This window comes from Curtobacterium sp. BNK-1 (assembly GCF_048685235.1).
In the GTDB taxonomy this organism is placed as follows: Bacteria; Pseudomonadota; Gammaproteobacteria; order Enterobacterales; family Enterobacteriaceae; genus Pantoea; species Pantoea agglomerans.
Window position 1 is genome coordinate 337,943 of the sequence record NZ_JBLQTJ010000001.1, and the last position, 14,532, is coordinate 352,474.

Here is a 14,532-nt window from a genome sequence, read left to right on the forward strand (position 1 = left end):
CGAAAAATATCAATTAGTACAACAAGTAACGTGCAGCAGAGTGCGGGCTGTCTCGCAACATTTAGCTGATGGCAGGATGAGGCGACTCTGCGGAAATCCGCAGAGTCGGAAAGAGAAAAGCGGGCGTCAGGGCTGTGGCACGATTTTAATTTCAACCATGCCGATGCCCAATTTGCGCGGATCCTGACCGGTGATATTGCCGGTGTTACTCAGCTGCGGTTCAGGCGGTGCAATAACCAGACGATGGCTGGCGCCTGGGTTATCAAAATGCAGGGTATGTGTCGATATCTCTTCACTCAGCGACAGCAGTTGCTGCTGATCGCCGACCCGAACCGGAATCGCCCGGTGTGCGTTGGGGCCATACGCGCGCGCGGTGATCACCAGATCGAACTTCGCGGGCAGCGCATCGATATAGTCGATATGAACCTCGGGCGCGAGATTAGCGTTAGACCAGCGTCCCCAGCTCTCTGGCCGTGAGATGCCGCTGAAGCTTTTAACACTCTCCGGTGCGCCAGGCACGTCAAGCCTGAAGCTATCGGCGCTGTAGCGAATGTTGTTATCTTCAATACGGATCTGCGCGAGGTTCTGCTGGTAACGCGCATCGCTGATAGCGCCCTCCGGGAAACGGACTTTGCCTTTCCACTGCGGTTTGTCGACATGCGTCACCGACGGCGTGCCGCCGAGCTGTCCCATCGCCACACAGAGATCGCCGGAGAGTGCCAGCGAAGGCTGCCAGAGTCGCGCCATTTTAAAACAGCGATCCACCCAGAGGAATTTATCGGCTGAGGCGAAATCCGCCAGCTGATAGCGCAGCGGTGCCGAATATTCCCCCTCCGGCATCGGCTCAACGTGCTTATCACTGATGCGGAACAGAATCGGCAATTTGAAGGTGGTCCCCGAGAAGCTGAAGATATTCTTCGCCTGATCCACCGTGAAGTTGTCTATCTTCTTCGGGAAGTTCCACAGCTGGATAATGTCGGGCTTCCAGCTCGCCACCTTACTCTTCATATCGTTGAACTGGGTGGAGAGTGAAAGCGATGAGAGGCTGCTGCGGCCCAGGCCAATCGCGTTATCGCCGCCGAGAATATCGAGCAGCGTGGCGCCGTTATCCAGCGTGCTGCGCTTCGCCTCCATCAATTCCGCCTGCGGCTTGTCACCACGGATCACCATGAAAAGATTGCGACGAGGCTGTTTGACCAGCCACGGATGCGCAGTGTTGTTCATCGCCAGATGATCCGAGCTCACCACAATCACGGTGTTTTTGAACCACGGCGACGCTTTAATGCGCGCAATCAGGCGCGCCACATGCTCCTGCGAGCAGGCGACCGCACTGAATGACTGATTCGGTTTGCCCTCAATGCTGTAGCTCCTGCGATCGCAGCTGCGTGAGATAAATCCGTCAGGATGATGGGTGTCGACGGTCAGCGTAAACAGCGCAAAAGGTTTACCGGCCTGAGAGAGTTCCTGATACTTCTCAAACACCTCATCCATTACCGTATCGTCGTAATAACCCCAGTTATTACGGTAGGTGGGATCGGCGACGCGGCTTTTCAGCTCCTGCGAACCATAAAGGTTAGCGGGATCAAAACCGTGTGATTTCAGGAAGACATCTTTCCCGGCGAAACGCAGATCGGCACCCTGAATAAACCAGTTCTGGTAGCCGGAGTTTTTCAGGATGTCGCCCAGACAGACGTTCTGAGGATAGAAGCTGGAGAGCGACGCGGACGCATTGCCATCAAATGGGGCAAACAGCGGAATGCCACACTGTGAGGCGACCATGCCCGCAATGGTGTAATCGGTACCTGGCAGCTGTTCGGTTTCGCTGAAGTCGATGCTCTGCTCTTTCTGCCGGCTCAGCTCCGGCGCTAAGCCGGGAAAGGCGATAGGGTCAAAATAGGTGCGCTCTAAGCTTTCACCATAGATGTAAACCACGTTGAGGTGCGGCTGTTCAATGCGATTACGCGGCACTTTATAGAAGTTGTCGAAGTCAGAATCTGCCAGTTGGGTATGCGACACAATCAGGGTCGCGACCTGGCGAAAGGCCGGGGTAGTCTGCACCGAGCCGAGTGCACAGGCGGCGGCCAGCAGCGACCAGCCCATGTGATGCGGACGCTTACGCCGCCGGAGAATCCACGACAGCAGGCAGAACAGCAGAAACAGCACGATGATCAGCCCAATCGCCGGCACCACATATTTACTGACACCCGCGCCGGTCAGACTGTTGGTCAGCGTATAGAGCACCGCATCGTTGATGCCGTCACCGGTAAAATAGTTGCTGGCATAGAGGGTGGCGTTCAGCACAACGAAAAGCACCAGCAGAATAAGAACGACAATAAACCAGAATTTGTTACGCCCGGCTTTACAGGAATAGATTGCAATAGCGGCCAGAAACAACGCGACGGACACCAATTCGGACAACGGCAAATCCTCTCTTCAGGGCTACGCGAGGCTTCACGCAACCGGCCACCTTCGGGGGATGGTTTTTCGACAATCTATATTGGCTGTAATCCGGCTGCAACATATCCGGCCCGATTTGTGCGGTGAAGAGCAGATTGGTTTATTGTCATTTCAGAAGTGAGGTTATCAGGCGTGACGGTGGCTGGCGCGCACCGTCAGCAGAGCAGAAGTCAGGGCGATTTTCAGAGTTTGCCGGTGAGATATTGTGCTTCGCCGTCGGCAAAACTCCAGTCACCTTTGTCATTGGTGATAAAGCTGATCATTAAATCGTTGCCCTGCACACCACAATGCTCACGCAACTCACGCGCCAGCTCGGCCATGAACAGCTGTTTCTGTTCACTGCTGCGTGGGCTGGTATAGACCCGCACCATCACCAGATTATCGCTCCGGCTGAATCCCAGTCCGGTATCCTGGAACACCATCTGATAGCGCTTGTTTTCCTGAACAATCTGGTAGCGATCGCGTTCCGGCACCTTAAAGGCCGTGAGCACGGCGCGGTGTGCCGCATCCAGCAGTGTACGAAGCTCTGATTCTGAACGACCCTGGATAACATCAAATTGCAGCAGTGGCATAGCGGATTCCTCCCGGTGATTAAGAACCCTATGGTGACCCCTTTATCCGGCGGGAAAAAGCGCGTAGCCTGAAATGATTATTCACTATAGTGAACAATCACGATGAAAGAGATGAAAACGGATACGCTGTGGGATCATCTGCACTGGCTGACCGTACTGGCAGAGCAGGGCAGCTTTACCCGCGCGGCAGAGCGGCTCGACGTCAGCAAGGCGGCGATGAGTCAGAAAATCAAAGAGCTGGAGGAGATGGCCGGTGTGTTGCTGGTACAACGCACTACGCGCAGCGTGCGGCTGACTTCTGCCGGTGAGAAGCTGGTGGAGGAGCTACGCGAGCCTTTTGCCCGCATTGAACAGAGTTTTTTCAGCGTGCGGGACACCGCCGGGCCGGTGCGTGGCCTGGTGCGCATTACCGCACCGGTGGCGTTTGCCCGTCAGCAACTGGTGCCGATTATCGGTGAATTTCTGCGTGATTATCCGCAGGTGCGTCTGCAGCTGGATGTGACTGACCGCATTGTGTCGCTGAGCAGCGAGGGATTTGATCTGGCCATTCGACACAGCGACACCCTGCCGGAAACCCACGTGGCACTGCCGCTGTGTGACACGCGGACATTACTGGTGGCATCCCCCGCCTATCTCAACGAACAGGGGATACCGCAGTCGCCGCAGGATCTGGCGCAGCATAACTGCCTTTACTATCCACGAGGCGTCGAATCACCGCGCTGGCGATTTACCACCTCCGCGGATAGCGAACAGGTCCAGATACGGATCCAGGGCAGCTTTGCCACTAACAACAGCGAGTCGATACGCGATGCGGCCCTGCAGGGATTAGGGATCGCTATGCTGCCCGATTTCAGCGCCCGGGAGGCGCTGGCAGCAGGGTCATTGCAGCAGGTGCTGCCTGCGTGGCAGCCGGTTGAGGCCTTTGCCGCCCGCCTGTGGATCGTACGACCCTGGGCGGCGCAGGTGCCCCGCGCGGTCACCACGTTTACGCACTGGCTACGCGCGCGCTTTGACCGTTGAAGGCAATGCCAGCGCAGGTGGCGTGGTGTGCATCATCTCGCCAATCAGGCTGCTGCGGTTATATAAACCAAGCCGCAGATTGAAGTCGAGATGCAGCCGCTCGTTGCCGGTTAATTTTATAATGGGTGGCGGCGTTTGTGGCCGCTGCTGAAACATCACAGACTGCGCAAAGGCGCTGCTGCTGTCGGCATGCAGGCGCTGATAGAACCAGGCGCTGGCTTCACTTTTACGCAGATAGAGATTCGCCCGCCGGTATTCCCGCATCGCAACCTGCTGCGCCAGCGACAGGAGCTGACGAGACGGATTCTCCATATTCTGCACAATCAGCGGAAAATCATCACGCTTCTTCAGCTCATGGAAATAGTTGCGGATACCGACGTTTTTAACCGGCGCCAGCTGTTTCAGCCATTCGCGGATAAAGGGATTTTGCGGGGCGGCAGCAAGAAACCAGCTCTCGGTGACCGGTGCAAGCAGGTTAAGCGTCGATTGCTCGCCATAGTAACCAATGAGATCCATTGACCGCGCTTCGTGAACGCGATGCACCCAGGCGAGATTCTCAAACAGCAATGTGCTGCAATCAATGCCGATGCCGCCATAACGGTGAATCAGCTCAAGCCGGATGATTTCACTTTTATGTGCCAGCGTCAGATCGGAAGAGATAAAGTTGAAATCGGGCAGCCACTGCGACAGGGTACGCTGCGTAATCAGATAAACCTGGTGGTCGGGGTTGTCCCGCCGGATTTTACTGATATTCAGCGCCATTGAGGCAGGCAGGTGATCGTTATGCCAGACCATCCAGACGATTTTTGGAATCTCCGGCAGATCTTTCTGCTGCGCGATCAATACGACATTATCTTCCTGACCCGGATCATATTCCGGTGCCCGACAGAGTTTCTGCTGTTTTATATTCCATAACATCTGGCTACTGAACGATATTCTTTTCCAGTTACGCCAGATTTTATGCGCTGGACGTTGGCGATGTGAAGTCATGGTACACCTGTTATTTTTATTTTCCCGTCATAGTGCAGGCTCTGCCCGTTCCGCCAGCGGCGGGAACGGCCGACATTGCATACTGGCTGCAATCCCGATGAGTGCGGGAATTAATGAATAGTTTTCCCTGGTGGCGACGCAGTGCTGGAGCGCGCGATAGTTTCCTCACGGCTGTTTAATTGCACTGCACCTTTTTAATAAAACATTATTTACACATTAGCTATGTCTTTTTTTGACTTTAGGATAATACGGAAATAATCCGGTCACGTTATGAAAATAATAATGTCGTCACTGTTAATCATTTATTTAAATGCGGGAATAAACGCAGTTAAGGAATATCTGAATATTATTCTTAACCTGCGCGTTATCCTGCGGCCCGGGCCACAGGAACAGTGGCTATTGTACTTAACTGGTGGTGTAAGCCCGGCTCATCAATCCGCGGAATCAGACAGCCTGAAGAGGATTGTCTACGCTTAAGAAGAACTTACTGAGAAAGGAGCGCGCATGCAGAGTGAATCTTACGGGTTACTGGCGGTTGATAAGCAGGGCAATCGCGTCCTGTTTCTTAATCCGGAAACCTTCGCGGTCGAGCGGGAACTGAACGCTTTTCCACCGCGGCCGCATGAACTCCTGATGCTGGCCCCCTGGGGTAAAGCCTATGTACCCATTTTTGGCGACGGCGTTCATGGTAATAACCCGCATCCGGGTCACAAAGTGGCGATTATCGATTTACAGCGTCGGGAGATCAGCGGCTTTATCGATCTGTCGCCGCTGCGGGCACCCCACAGCGGGCAGCTGGGCCGCGATGGCAAAGTCTATCTCTGCTGTGAGCAGAGTGCCGCAGTGGCGGTGATCGATCCGCAGAGCGACAAAGTGGAAAAAATCATTCCAGTTCCTTCTCACAACGCGCATCGCCTGACGCTGTCACCCAGCGGCCGCAAGCTGTTCACCGATAACGAAGAGGATGCGACCATCACCGTGGTGGATCTCTGTGAAGCAGAGGGGCGGGTTATCGACACCATCCTGCTGCCTGGTCCGATTGCGGGCATCGCTGCCTCTCCGAAACACCCCTATCTGGTCGCCAGCGCCGCTGATGCACCGTTGCTCTATGTGATCGATCGGCAAAGCCACCGCATTCGCCAGCGCCTGACGCTGCCGGGTCATGAACGACCCTGTCAGGTGGTACGCTTCAGCGCCGATGGCGAGCAGCTGGTGGCGATAGGCGATCAGGAACCGCTGGTGACGCTGTTTGACGATCTGCTGAATCCGCTGGGCGACATCCGGGTAGGTAACATGCCGATGGACGGCTGTTTTACGCCAGACAGGCAACAGCTGCTGATTGCCAATCAGGATGATGGCACGCTGAGCGTGATCGATCTGGCGCAGCGTAAAGTGATTGCTACGCCGCGTGTCGGAACGGGCTGTGAGGTGCTGGGTTATTTTCCAATCGGTCAGATAAACGGACGATGATAGATCGCGGAACTCCAGTGGCGGCTGCTGGCGTGCTTCTCCGCCTGCCAGCCGCGTTTACGTAATTCGCGCGCAATCATCTTGTTCATGATGCCGTGACCCAGCAGCAGCACCGTGCCATGCCGTGAGTGATCGATCAGCTTCTCTGCCGCCGCGGAGGCGCGGCTGCGCGCATGTTGCAGCGACTCCGCTTCACCCGCATACCCGCAGAACCACAACAGCCGCAACAGGGCCAGCCAGCACAGGGTAGGCAGCTGCACCGCACCGGTTCGCAGCAGTGGCACGGCGACTTCGCTGAATACGGCATCAACCTCATGGGGCTGCAGGCCGAGCTGGCTCAGGGAGGATTGCGCGCGGGGCAGGGGACTGCAGACAATAAACGTAGCCTGACGGGCAATTTCGATGCTGCGCGGCGGCGGCCCGTCACTAACCTGTGACAGATCGTAGGCTTCACACCAGTCTGCCAGCGCCTGCACGCTCTGGCGACCTGCCGCCTGATGATCGGGTTTACCATGTCGCATCAGAATAATGGTCATAACACCTCTGTCCGCCCTTTTTGTCAGGGTAACGTATTGTCTGCGCTTACAGCGATTTTTCAGAATAAATACCCGTGTCATCTCATGGTCACAGGCGTGTGCGACAACAGAGCCCGATGAAAGGATTTTAGTCAGTCTTATAACGCTTAATCATAAGAGAAAATGGTAACTTATAGTCGATGGTGATTTTTTTCAGGCGATGTGTTGCGGGTAACTGGCTGAATTTGCGCTAAAAATGCGTGATGACGGGATGTGATAGTGAAGTTTTACTAATAATTTTCATCAGGATCTATTGATTTATCTACGCGCGTAGATACACTAGGTCCCCAGTGATTGCTCACGGTGCCCGATGCACAGTAGGCCCATCGATTGTTAAGTTATATTCGCTCAGTTTAAGCGACCGGTGAAAAATACACCGGCGAAATGGGGCGAAGAACAAGATTCCAACACCAGGGAATCCTTTAACCTTTCATCATGGTTAGTCAACTGAACGTCGTCACCGGGGAATTTCCGCTTTTATCAGGGAATCGACCCATGGACGGGCGTTTATCGATCTGCATACTCATTCAGGGATAGGGTTATGACGGCACACAACTCCGTTAATCAGCAGGCATCACTGTCATCCACTTCAGCCGCCGATGAGCGGTTTAACACCCCTTCAGGCCGCAAAGATTTCTGGCGCGCCACTTTCTCATGCTGGCTCGGAACGGCAATGGAGTACGCGGATTTTGCGCTCTATGGTCTGGCGGCCGGTATTATCTTCGGCGACGTCTTCTTTCCGGAATCAACCCCTGCCATGGCACTGCTCTCCAGCTTTGCTACCTGGTCAGTCGGCTTTGTTGCCCGGCCTATCGGCGCACTCTTTTTCGGCTGGCTCGGTGACCGCAAAGGCCGAAAGGTGGTGATGATCTCCACCATCATTCTGATGGGCGCTTCCACGACGTTGATCGGCTTAATCCCGAGCTATGCCTCTATTGGCGTCTGGGCGCCTGCCTGTCTGGTTCTGCTGCGCTTTACGCAGGGTTTCGGCGCTGGCGCGGAGTTATCGGGCGGCACGGTGATGCTGGGCGAATATGCGCCCACAGAGCGTCGCGGACTGATCTCCTCCGTGATCGCGCTGGGTTCTAACAGCGGCACACTGCTGGCTTCGCTGGTCTGGTTGCTGGTGGTACAAATGGATCAGCAGAGCCTGCTGGAGTGGGGCTGGCGTATTCCGTTCCTCAGCAGTGCACTGATTGCGCTGGTTGCCTTGTGGATTCGACGTCATCTGCGCGAAACGCCGGTGTTTGAGCGCAGAAAAGCGGAGATGGAAGCGGAACGCGCAGGCGTACTGGCCGCTCCGGTGGTGGATCAGCGGCCTTTCTTCCAGCGTACCCGTGCCTTCTGGACCATGGTTGGCCTGCGTATCGGCGAAAATGGCCCCTCCTATCTGGCGCAGGGCTTCATCGTCGGTTACGTCGCGAAGGTGCTGATGGTCGACAAGTCCGTACCAACCACTGCGGTGTTCCTCGCGTCGTTGCTGGGTTTCCTGATCATTCCTTTAGCGGGCTGGCTCTCTGACCGCTTTGGTCGCCGGGTGGTTTATCGCGTGTTCTGTCTGTTACTGATGTTCTACGCCTGGCCCGCCTTTACGCTGCTCGACACGCGTGAACCGATGCTGGTGATCCCGGTTATCGTGGTCGGTATGGCGCTGGCGTCGCTGGGTATTTTTGGTGTGCAGGCGGCATGGGGCGTGGAGATGTTCGGCGTTCATCATCGCTACACCAAAATGGCAGTGGCTAAAGAACTGGGTTCCATTTTGTCCGGCGGAACCGCACCACTTATTGCCGCTGCTATGCTTTCTTATACCGGTCACTGGTGGCCCATTGCGGTTTATTTCTCGGCGATGGCCGCAATTGGGTTCTTTACCACCTTTGTCGCGCCTGAAACGCGAGGGCGGGATCTCAATCTACCTGAAGATGCCATCTAGCTTTGCCTGAGGATGCCATCTGCCAGGATAGCGCGAAAAGCAGCAGGCCGTGTAAAGCGGCCTGTTTTTTTATGGAGGAACGTGATGTGCCTAAGTCGTTAACGGGAAAAGTGACCCGAAGTGAAGTTGCGAAAGCGGCAGGCACCTCAGTGGCAGTTGTCAGTTATGTCATCAATAACGGGCCTCGCCCGGTTGCCGAGGCGACCCGCCAGCGGGTACTGGAGGCGATTAAAGCCACCGGTTACCGGCCAAATGCGGCAGCACGCGCACTGGCATCCGGTAACACCAAAACCTTCGGATTGGTGGTGCCCAACATCGGCAATCCTTTTGTGGCCTCAATGGCGCACGTGTTGTTACAGGAGTCGATGAATCACGGCCACGTTATGCTGCTGGGTGATGCAGGTGATGACCGGAAGCGCGAACTGGAGTTAATTCAGGGACTGCTGAATCGGCAGGTCGATGGACTCTTTTACAACAGCGTCGATCGCCATCCTTACATTGACCTGATTAAAGTCAGCGGTACGCCACTGGTCATGCTGGAGCGGGTTGAGCCTCAGCCGGGCGTTAACATGCTGCGGGTCAATGAGCGTCAGGCCGCCTGGCAGGTGACGGCACATCTGTTGAGTCATGGTTATCAGCAGGTCGGCATAATCAGCGGCCCGGTCGATATGCTTAACGCGCAGGATCGTATTCAGGGCTGGCGTGATGCCATGCAGGATCGCGGGCTGCCGATTGATGAATCGCTGATGTTTCCCGCCAGCTACACCCCACAGGGCGGATACGCTGCGGCACAAACCATGATCGCCCGGGGTCGTGTGCCTCGTGCACTGTTTACCAGCAACGAAGGTCAGGCGATTGGCGCGCTTCGCGCCTTTTCCGAACATCAGATCCGTGTGCCACAGGATGTGGCGCTGGTCTGTTTTAACGGTACCAATCACTCCTCGTTTCACGTCCCGACATTAACGACCGTGCGCCAGCCACTGCGTGAGATGGCTCGCTCTGCGATTCATATGCTGAAAGAGGGACAGAGCGAAGCGCAATTAAAGGAGTTTCCACACTACCTTGAAATCGGTGAATCCTGCGGCTGTGAGCCGCAAAGCCAGAGTTAGCCTATAAAAATATGAAAAGAATTATTATTGACTGCGATCCCGGCAACGGTATCGCGGGTGCCAACACCGATGATGGGCTGGCGATTGCGCTGGCCTTAGCTTCACCTGCACTGTCGCTGGAATTGATCACCACCGTGGCCGGTAACACGCCATGTGAAGTTGGCGCGCGCGTCGCCAAAGATCTGATCGTCCGGCTGGGATTATCTATCCCGGTAATCCAGGGTGCTACGCAGGCGCTACAGGAAGATCCTGCGCCGTGGCGCGAGACGCTGGATAACCGGGTCAATCAGCTTGCGCTGGGTAAGATGTGGCAGGGCGTGCGCCAGCCAGCGGATGTTGCGGCGGATGCGATTGATGCCGCTGACGCTATCGGCAAACTGATTTGCGACAATCCGGGCGAGATTACCCTGGTGGCGATTGGCCCGCTGACGAATGTGGCGCTGGCAATGCAGCGCTATCCCGCCATGGCCGACGCTGTGGCGGAAATTGTCATTATGGGCGGCGTATTTACGCTGGATGATTATATCAAAGACACCAATTTTGGACTGGATCCGGAAGCGGCCCATCAGGTGTTGCACAGTGGTGCAGCAGTAACGCTGGTTCCGATGGATGTCACCACGCAGACGCTGCTGACCCAGCAGGATTTGACCCGCCTGACCGCCGTCGATCATCCGCTGACCGAATTTGTGCGCGATACGCTGCGTCCCTGGATCGACTATTCGATGGCGACCCGGCAGCTGGCGGGATGCTGGATCCACGATGCGCTGGTGGTCGCCTGGTTGCTGAATCAGCGGGTTGCGTCAGGCATCGATTACCGGGTGGATATTGAACTGCGTCCCGGTGCGACGCGCGGCAAAAGCTGGCGTTATCGTCAGCCCCTTCGGCTCACTGTCGGCGTGCCTGAGCAGTGCGGCGCATCGGTGCATGTGCTGCATCGTGTCGATAACACGCTGCTGTTATCGATTATTGAACAGGCATTTAAGCGCCTGAAATCCTGATGTCGTGGGCGATTAACTCGCCCGCGTGCTGGCGGCGGCGGATCGGTTTCCAGAAGGGCGCTGTGGCCATCAAACGCTGACGGTATCTGTCAGTTTGTCAGCGTCATCAGGACGCGGGCAGAAGGTGCAGGGCTTGTGTGAGCTGATACCCGGCATTACATTGCTTCGCACACGTCGATCCAGCGGGCGTTAGTCAGTTCAGCCATCAGCTGTGGGGTAATGCGGACGGCGCTGTGGATAGCGCCGGCGGCGGGCAGGACTTCCTCGAAACTGCGTAGTGAAACATCACAGTAAACGGTCAGCGGATTCTCAAGACCGAAAGGACAGACGCCGCCCACCGGATGGCCGGTCCAGTTAATCACCTCGTCCACGCTCAGCATTCGCGCTTTCGCCCCCAGCGCCGCTTTCAGCTTGCGATTATCCAGCCGGGCATCGCCTCGTGTCACAATCAGCACCACGTCGTTTTTCACTTTCAGTGACAGGGTTTTGGCAATCTCTCCTGGCGTCACGCCATGGGCGCGGGCAGCCATCCCGACCGTCGCAGTGCTTTCGGCCAGTTCAATAATTTCAATTTCAGGGGCGTGTTCGGCGAAGAACTGGCGCACGGACTCCAGGCTCATCTTTCTCTCCAGGCTGATCGAAGGCGTAAAAATTGCCACAAGCCTCAGTGCCTGTAAACGAGATAAACGGAGAATTCAGCGTAATTAAGTCTGTTTAGCTGCCGCTCAGGGTGCAGTTGCCGCATTGTTCGACATCGGGAATGCGATAACGCTGGCAGCAGCTGCGACGGACCAGTTCACCATTACGTGGGATCATGGTGCGGTAGAGAGGGTTTTCGCTGCCATCCAGCAGCCGCTGGTTGAAGAACAGCGCCTGCTCCAGTTGCAGCACCAGCGACTCATCGATCTGGCTTTTCAGTTCACCCAGGAACCACTGGAATGAGTAGCCCATATTGTTCCAGATGAGTCGGGCGTTGATATCACCATGCTGCGTAATACCATTGACCACCGGGATCAGATGCTGCTGAATCAGCCGATCGATACGCTGCTGAGGGTTGAGGTAGCGCGCTTCTTCATCTTCCTGGACATCGATCCAGAAAGTGGCCGGATGACCATTCTCATGAAAACCGACGCGGATATGCTCTGGCGAGCAGTCCAGCGCACGCGACTCCTGCAACAGCGCCATGATCAGTGTGGGCAGCAGCAGACCAAAATACCATTGCGCCCAGAGTGACAGCACCGGTTTCGCTTCACGAACCGCATCAGGATGATCGCGATAGAGATAATCGCTGTAGCGCTGAATAATTGGGGTAAAGGCTTCTGATTGTGACCAGGCGGCGAGGGTCAGCGTGTCGCGCGGAGCAGGCTGGCTGAGCTTCGTCGATTCAAGCAGATAGCTGCGCTGTTGTTGCAGCCGCTCATGCAGACTTTCCGCCAGTGGACGGTCATTCTGCCGGAAGATCATCGACTGAGCGTTAAAACGCTGTTCCTGAGCTGAAACGGTTGCCATGACGACTCGCGAAAAGTGTAGATAAGAAAGCAAATGATAATCGTTATTGATTAACTCTACAAGTCGTGTAAAAAATCGTCGTTGCGGGTGGGAAAACGGCAGGGTTGAGGTCAGTTATCCGATCGGGCAGAGCAGCAAAGAGCCGGGCATATCGCGCCGAAGCTTCAGTGATTACCGATGGCGTTACGTTTAATTATGCATGTTCACTGGCGGTCTGATGCTGTTTTCGGGGTAAATCTTCCCAGGCGAGAATGGTATTCCGGCCCTGATTTTTAGCCACATATAATGCGCTGTCAGCATTGGCGACCGCCAGGTCAAATTCATTATCGTAAATAGGCGCGATGCCGGCACTGATGGTGACGTGGGTTGAAACGGTTTCATTAAAAAGATGAGGAATTTCTAAATCCAGCACGTACTGACGGATTCGCTCTGCCAGTTTCATGGCGATGGAACTGTTCACATTGGTCATCAATACCAGAAACTCTTCGCCGCCATAGCGGGTGACAACATCGCGTGAACGCACCGCATCACGAATTGCGACAGAGACCCGCGCCAGCGCCAGATCGCCCATCGCATGCCCGTAATTATCGTTATAGGACTTAAAGTGATCGATATCCAGCAGCAGCACATAGTGGCTGCCAGCATGGTTTTCAAGAATATTATCGAGCCGGTTCTTAAGACCACGACGGTTATAAAGCCCGGTCAGCGGGTCGAGCATGCTGAGGTCGCTGAATGTCTCTTTCTCTTCGTAGAGCTGATGCATCAGGCGCAGAGTAAAGTTGTCGGCACGGCGGCGCATCAGATGCTGTAGTGAAAAACCAATCAGCGGCAGCGTAATGGTCAGCAGGATCAGCGGCAGGTGCTGCGCATTGTCGAGCAGTAAAACGGTGAGCACCGGTGGCGTGACATGCAGACAAAAAGCCCCCAGATAGTCGCTCAGGGCGATGGCACTGATAAATAACACACTAATCAAACTGATAATAAGAAAGCCACCATCAAAATAGAACACCTGATGAAAGCGATAATTAATATGCCAGGCCCAGAGCATTCCCAGCAGCAGCGCCACAGGATTTAACAGGGGAAGTTTTACTTTAGGCCATATTAAAAGAGAAATTAACATGATGCCGCTAAAGGCCGCGACACTCATTACCGGCAGGGTCGTCTCACTTTGCTCACTGTTCATTATTGGCAGCAGATGAAATAGCGAAACGGCGATATTCAGAAACAAAAAAAGCATCACTGAAAGCCGGTATTTACTCTGTTTCAGTTCTTCATAAGATTGTAATTTCATTATAAGTACTCGTGACGACCCTGAAATACCAAAGCGCACGCCGGCAAAACCAGGTTCTGCCAGACAATGAGCAAATTATTGCTGTTGCTGTTATTAAAGGTGTTATCGGCCGCAATCTAGCATTTTCCAACTGGTCTGTCATCTTCGTTGCCGGGCGTGACAAAAACAGGCTGCAGAGCAGGCAAAACTGTCATATGATAATGGGAATGCTTATCATTTGAGGTTGGTGTCATGGGGATAGCGATTATCGCGGCCTGCGGCCTGTGGGGAGTCAGTTGGGCACTGGGTAAAAAGCTGGATAGTGCGTGGGGCGTGTTGCTGCCGTGCATTGCGCTGCCGCTGTTCGCCTTATGGGAACCGAGCTTCAGCCAGTGGCGGATGGTGATGACGGTTGCGCTGCTGCTGACTGTCGTGATGCTGTTTAACCAGCGGCTGCGTCACTATCTGCTGTTGCCATCCTGTCTGGCGTTAGCGGGCGGACTGGCGGCTGTCTCTGTGAATTTTCATCTGAATTAACATAAGCGGAATGGTTAAAACCGGCGAACGGCGTGAAGCGGCTGGAAAAGGTAAAGCGACCGAAAAACAGAACAACTGGAAAAGGTAAAACGAGC

At 55.0% G+C, this 14,532-nt stretch carries 13 protein-coding genes; 6 read left to right on the forward strand and 7 right to left on the reverse strand.

Features of this window, described 5'->3' with window-relative positions; genetic code table 11:
- Positions 1-126 precede the first annotated feature (126 nt).
- Together opgB and ACMGGP_RS01500 are read right to left on the reverse strand one after the other, a co-directional pair.
- On the reverse strand, positions 127-2,418 hold the full coding sequence (opgB, locus tag ACMGGP_RS01495) for a phosphatidylglycerol--membrane-oligosaccharide glycerophosphotransferase (protein WP_346541346.1): 2,292 nt from the start codon (positions 2,416-2,418) through the stop codon (positions 127-129).
- A gap of 221 nt (positions 2,419-2,639) precedes the next feature.
- Positions 2,640-3,029, reverse strand: coding sequence for a tautomerase family protein (locus ACMGGP_RS01500; RefSeq protein WP_010251498.1), 390 nt, complete (start codon positions 3,027-3,029; stop codon positions 2,640-2,642).
- Between the two features lie 102 nt (positions 3,030-3,131).
- On the opposite strand from ACMGGP_RS01500, the gene ACMGGP_RS01505 reads away from it, so the two are divergent.
- Positions 3,132-4,049: a LysR family transcriptional regulator gene (locus ACMGGP_RS01505; protein ID WP_033787426.1), complete on the forward strand. Its 918-nt coding sequence runs from the start codon at positions 3,132-3,134 to the stop codon at positions 4,047-4,049.
- On the opposite strand, the gene ACMGGP_RS01510 is transcribed toward ACMGGP_RS01505, so the two are convergent.
- Positions 4,026-4,967 (reverse strand): glycosyltransferase family 32 protein, encoded by a 942-nt coding sequence (locus ACMGGP_RS01510; RefSeq protein WP_498798075.1) that lies wholly within the window; start codon positions 4,965-4,967, stop codon positions 4,026-4,028. The genes ACMGGP_RS01505 and ACMGGP_RS01510 overlap by 24 nt on opposite strands.
- Positions 4,968-5,543: 576 nt before the next feature.
- Here ACMGGP_RS01510 and ACMGGP_RS01515 point away from each other — a divergent pair.
- Positions 5,544-6,509: a beta-propeller fold lactonase family protein gene (locus ACMGGP_RS01515; RefSeq protein WP_033759801.1), complete on the forward strand. Its 966-nt coding sequence runs from the start codon at positions 5,544-5,546 to the stop codon at positions 6,507-6,509.
- Here ACMGGP_RS01515 and ACMGGP_RS01520 read toward each other — a convergent pair.
- Positions 6,491-7,045 (reverse strand): histidine phosphatase family protein, encoded by a 555-nt coding sequence (locus ACMGGP_RS01520; RefSeq protein ID WP_250327732.1) that lies wholly within the window; start codon positions 7,043-7,045, stop codon positions 6,491-6,493. The genes ACMGGP_RS01515 and ACMGGP_RS01520 overlap by 19 nt on opposite strands.
- Positions 7,046-7,625: 580 nt before the next feature.
- On the opposite strand from ACMGGP_RS01520, the gene ACMGGP_RS01525 reads away from it, so the two are divergent.
- From ACMGGP_RS01525 to ACMGGP_RS01535, 3 genes are all read left to right on the forward strand, one after another.
- A complete protein-coding gene (locus ACMGGP_RS01525) occupies positions 7,626-9,014 on the forward strand; it encodes an MFS transporter (protein ID WP_010251485.1) in 1,389 nt (462 codons plus the stop codon).
- A gap of 86 nt (positions 9,015-9,100) precedes the next feature.
- A complete protein-coding gene (locus ACMGGP_RS01530; RefSeq protein ID WP_346463072.1) occupies positions 9,101-10,123 on the forward strand; it encodes a LacI family DNA-binding transcriptional regulator in 1,023 nt (340 codons plus the stop codon).
- A gap of 11 nt (positions 10,124-10,134) precedes the next feature.
- On the forward strand, positions 10,135-11,121 hold the full coding sequence (locus tag ACMGGP_RS01535) for a nucleoside hydrolase (RefSeq protein WP_425019696.1): 987 nt from the start codon (positions 10,135-10,137) through the stop codon (positions 11,119-11,121).
- Positions 11,122-11,276: 155 nt separating this feature from the next.
- On the opposite strand, the gene ACMGGP_RS01540 is transcribed toward ACMGGP_RS01535, so the two are convergent.
- The 3 genes from ACMGGP_RS01540 to ACMGGP_RS01550 all read right to left on the reverse strand — a co-directional run bounded on the left by ACMGGP_RS01540 (position 11,277) and on the right by ACMGGP_RS01550 (position 13,921).
- Positions 11,277-11,741: a YbaK/EbsC family protein gene (locus ACMGGP_RS01540; RefSeq protein WP_010251476.1), complete on the reverse strand. Its 465-nt coding sequence runs from the start codon at positions 11,739-11,741 to the stop codon at positions 11,277-11,279.
- A 94-nt stretch (positions 11,742-11,835) separates the two neighbouring features.
- On the reverse strand, positions 11,836-12,630 hold the full coding sequence (fhuF, locus tag ACMGGP_RS01545) for a siderophore-iron reductase FhuF (RefSeq protein WP_010251473.1): 795 nt from the start codon (positions 12,628-12,630) through the stop codon (positions 11,836-11,838).
- Positions 12,631-12,823: 193 nt separating this feature from the next.
- Positions 12,824-13,921 (reverse strand): GGDEF domain-containing protein, encoded by a 1,098-nt coding sequence (locus ACMGGP_RS01550; RefSeq protein ID WP_498798076.1) that lies wholly within the window; start codon positions 13,919-13,921, stop codon positions 12,824-12,826.
- Between the two features lie 231 nt (positions 13,922-14,152).
- On the opposite strand from ACMGGP_RS01550, the gene ACMGGP_RS01555 reads away from it, so the two are divergent.
- Positions 14,153-14,437: a DUF1435 domain-containing protein gene (locus ACMGGP_RS01555; RefSeq protein WP_010251467.1), complete on the forward strand. Its 285-nt coding sequence runs from the start codon at positions 14,153-14,155 to the stop codon at positions 14,435-14,437.
- Positions 14,438-14,532 lie beyond the last annotated feature (95 nt).

Coding starts and splice junctions, on each gene's coding strand:
- ACMGGP_RS01500 (WP_010251498.1), bottom strand. CDS start 3,029: ATGCCACTGCTGCAATTTGATGTTATCCAGGGTCGTTCAGAATCAGAG.
- ACMGGP_RS01505 (WP_033787426.1), top strand. CDS start 3,132: ATGAAAGAGATGAAAACGGATACGCTGTGGGATCATCTGCACTGGCTG.
- ACMGGP_RS01510 (WP_498798075.1), bottom strand. CDS start 4,967: ATGTTATGGAATATAAAACAGCAGAAACTCTGTCGGGCACCGGAATAT.
- ACMGGP_RS01515 (WP_033759801.1), top strand. CDS start 5,544: ATGCAGAGTGAATCTTACGGGTTACTGGCGGTTGATAAGCAGGGCAAT.
- ACMGGP_RS01520 (WP_250327732.1), bottom strand. CDS start 7,045: ATGACCATTATTCTGATGCGACATGGTAAACCCGATCATCAGGCGGCA.
- ACMGGP_RS01525 (WP_010251485.1), top strand. CDS start 7,626: ATGACGGCACACAACTCCGTTAATCAGCAGGCATCACTGTCATCCACT.
- ACMGGP_RS01535 (WP_425019696.1), top strand. CDS start 10,135: ATGAAAAGAATTATTATTGACTGCGATCCCGGCAACGGTATCGCGGGT.
- ACMGGP_RS01540 (WP_010251476.1), bottom strand. CDS start 11,741: ATGAGCCTGGAGTCCGTGCGCCAGTTCTTCGCCGAACACGCCCCTGAA.
- fhuF (WP_010251473.1), bottom strand. CDS start 12,630: ATGGCAACCGTTTCAGCTCAGGAACAGCGTTTTAACGCTCAGTCGATG.
- ACMGGP_RS01550 (WP_498798076.1), bottom strand. CDS start 13,921: ATGAAATTACAATCTTATGAAGAACTGAAACAGAGTAAATACCGGCTT.
- ACMGGP_RS01555 (WP_010251467.1), top strand. CDS start 14,153: ATGGGGATAGCGATTATCGCGGCCTGCGGCCTGTGGGGAGTCAGTTGG.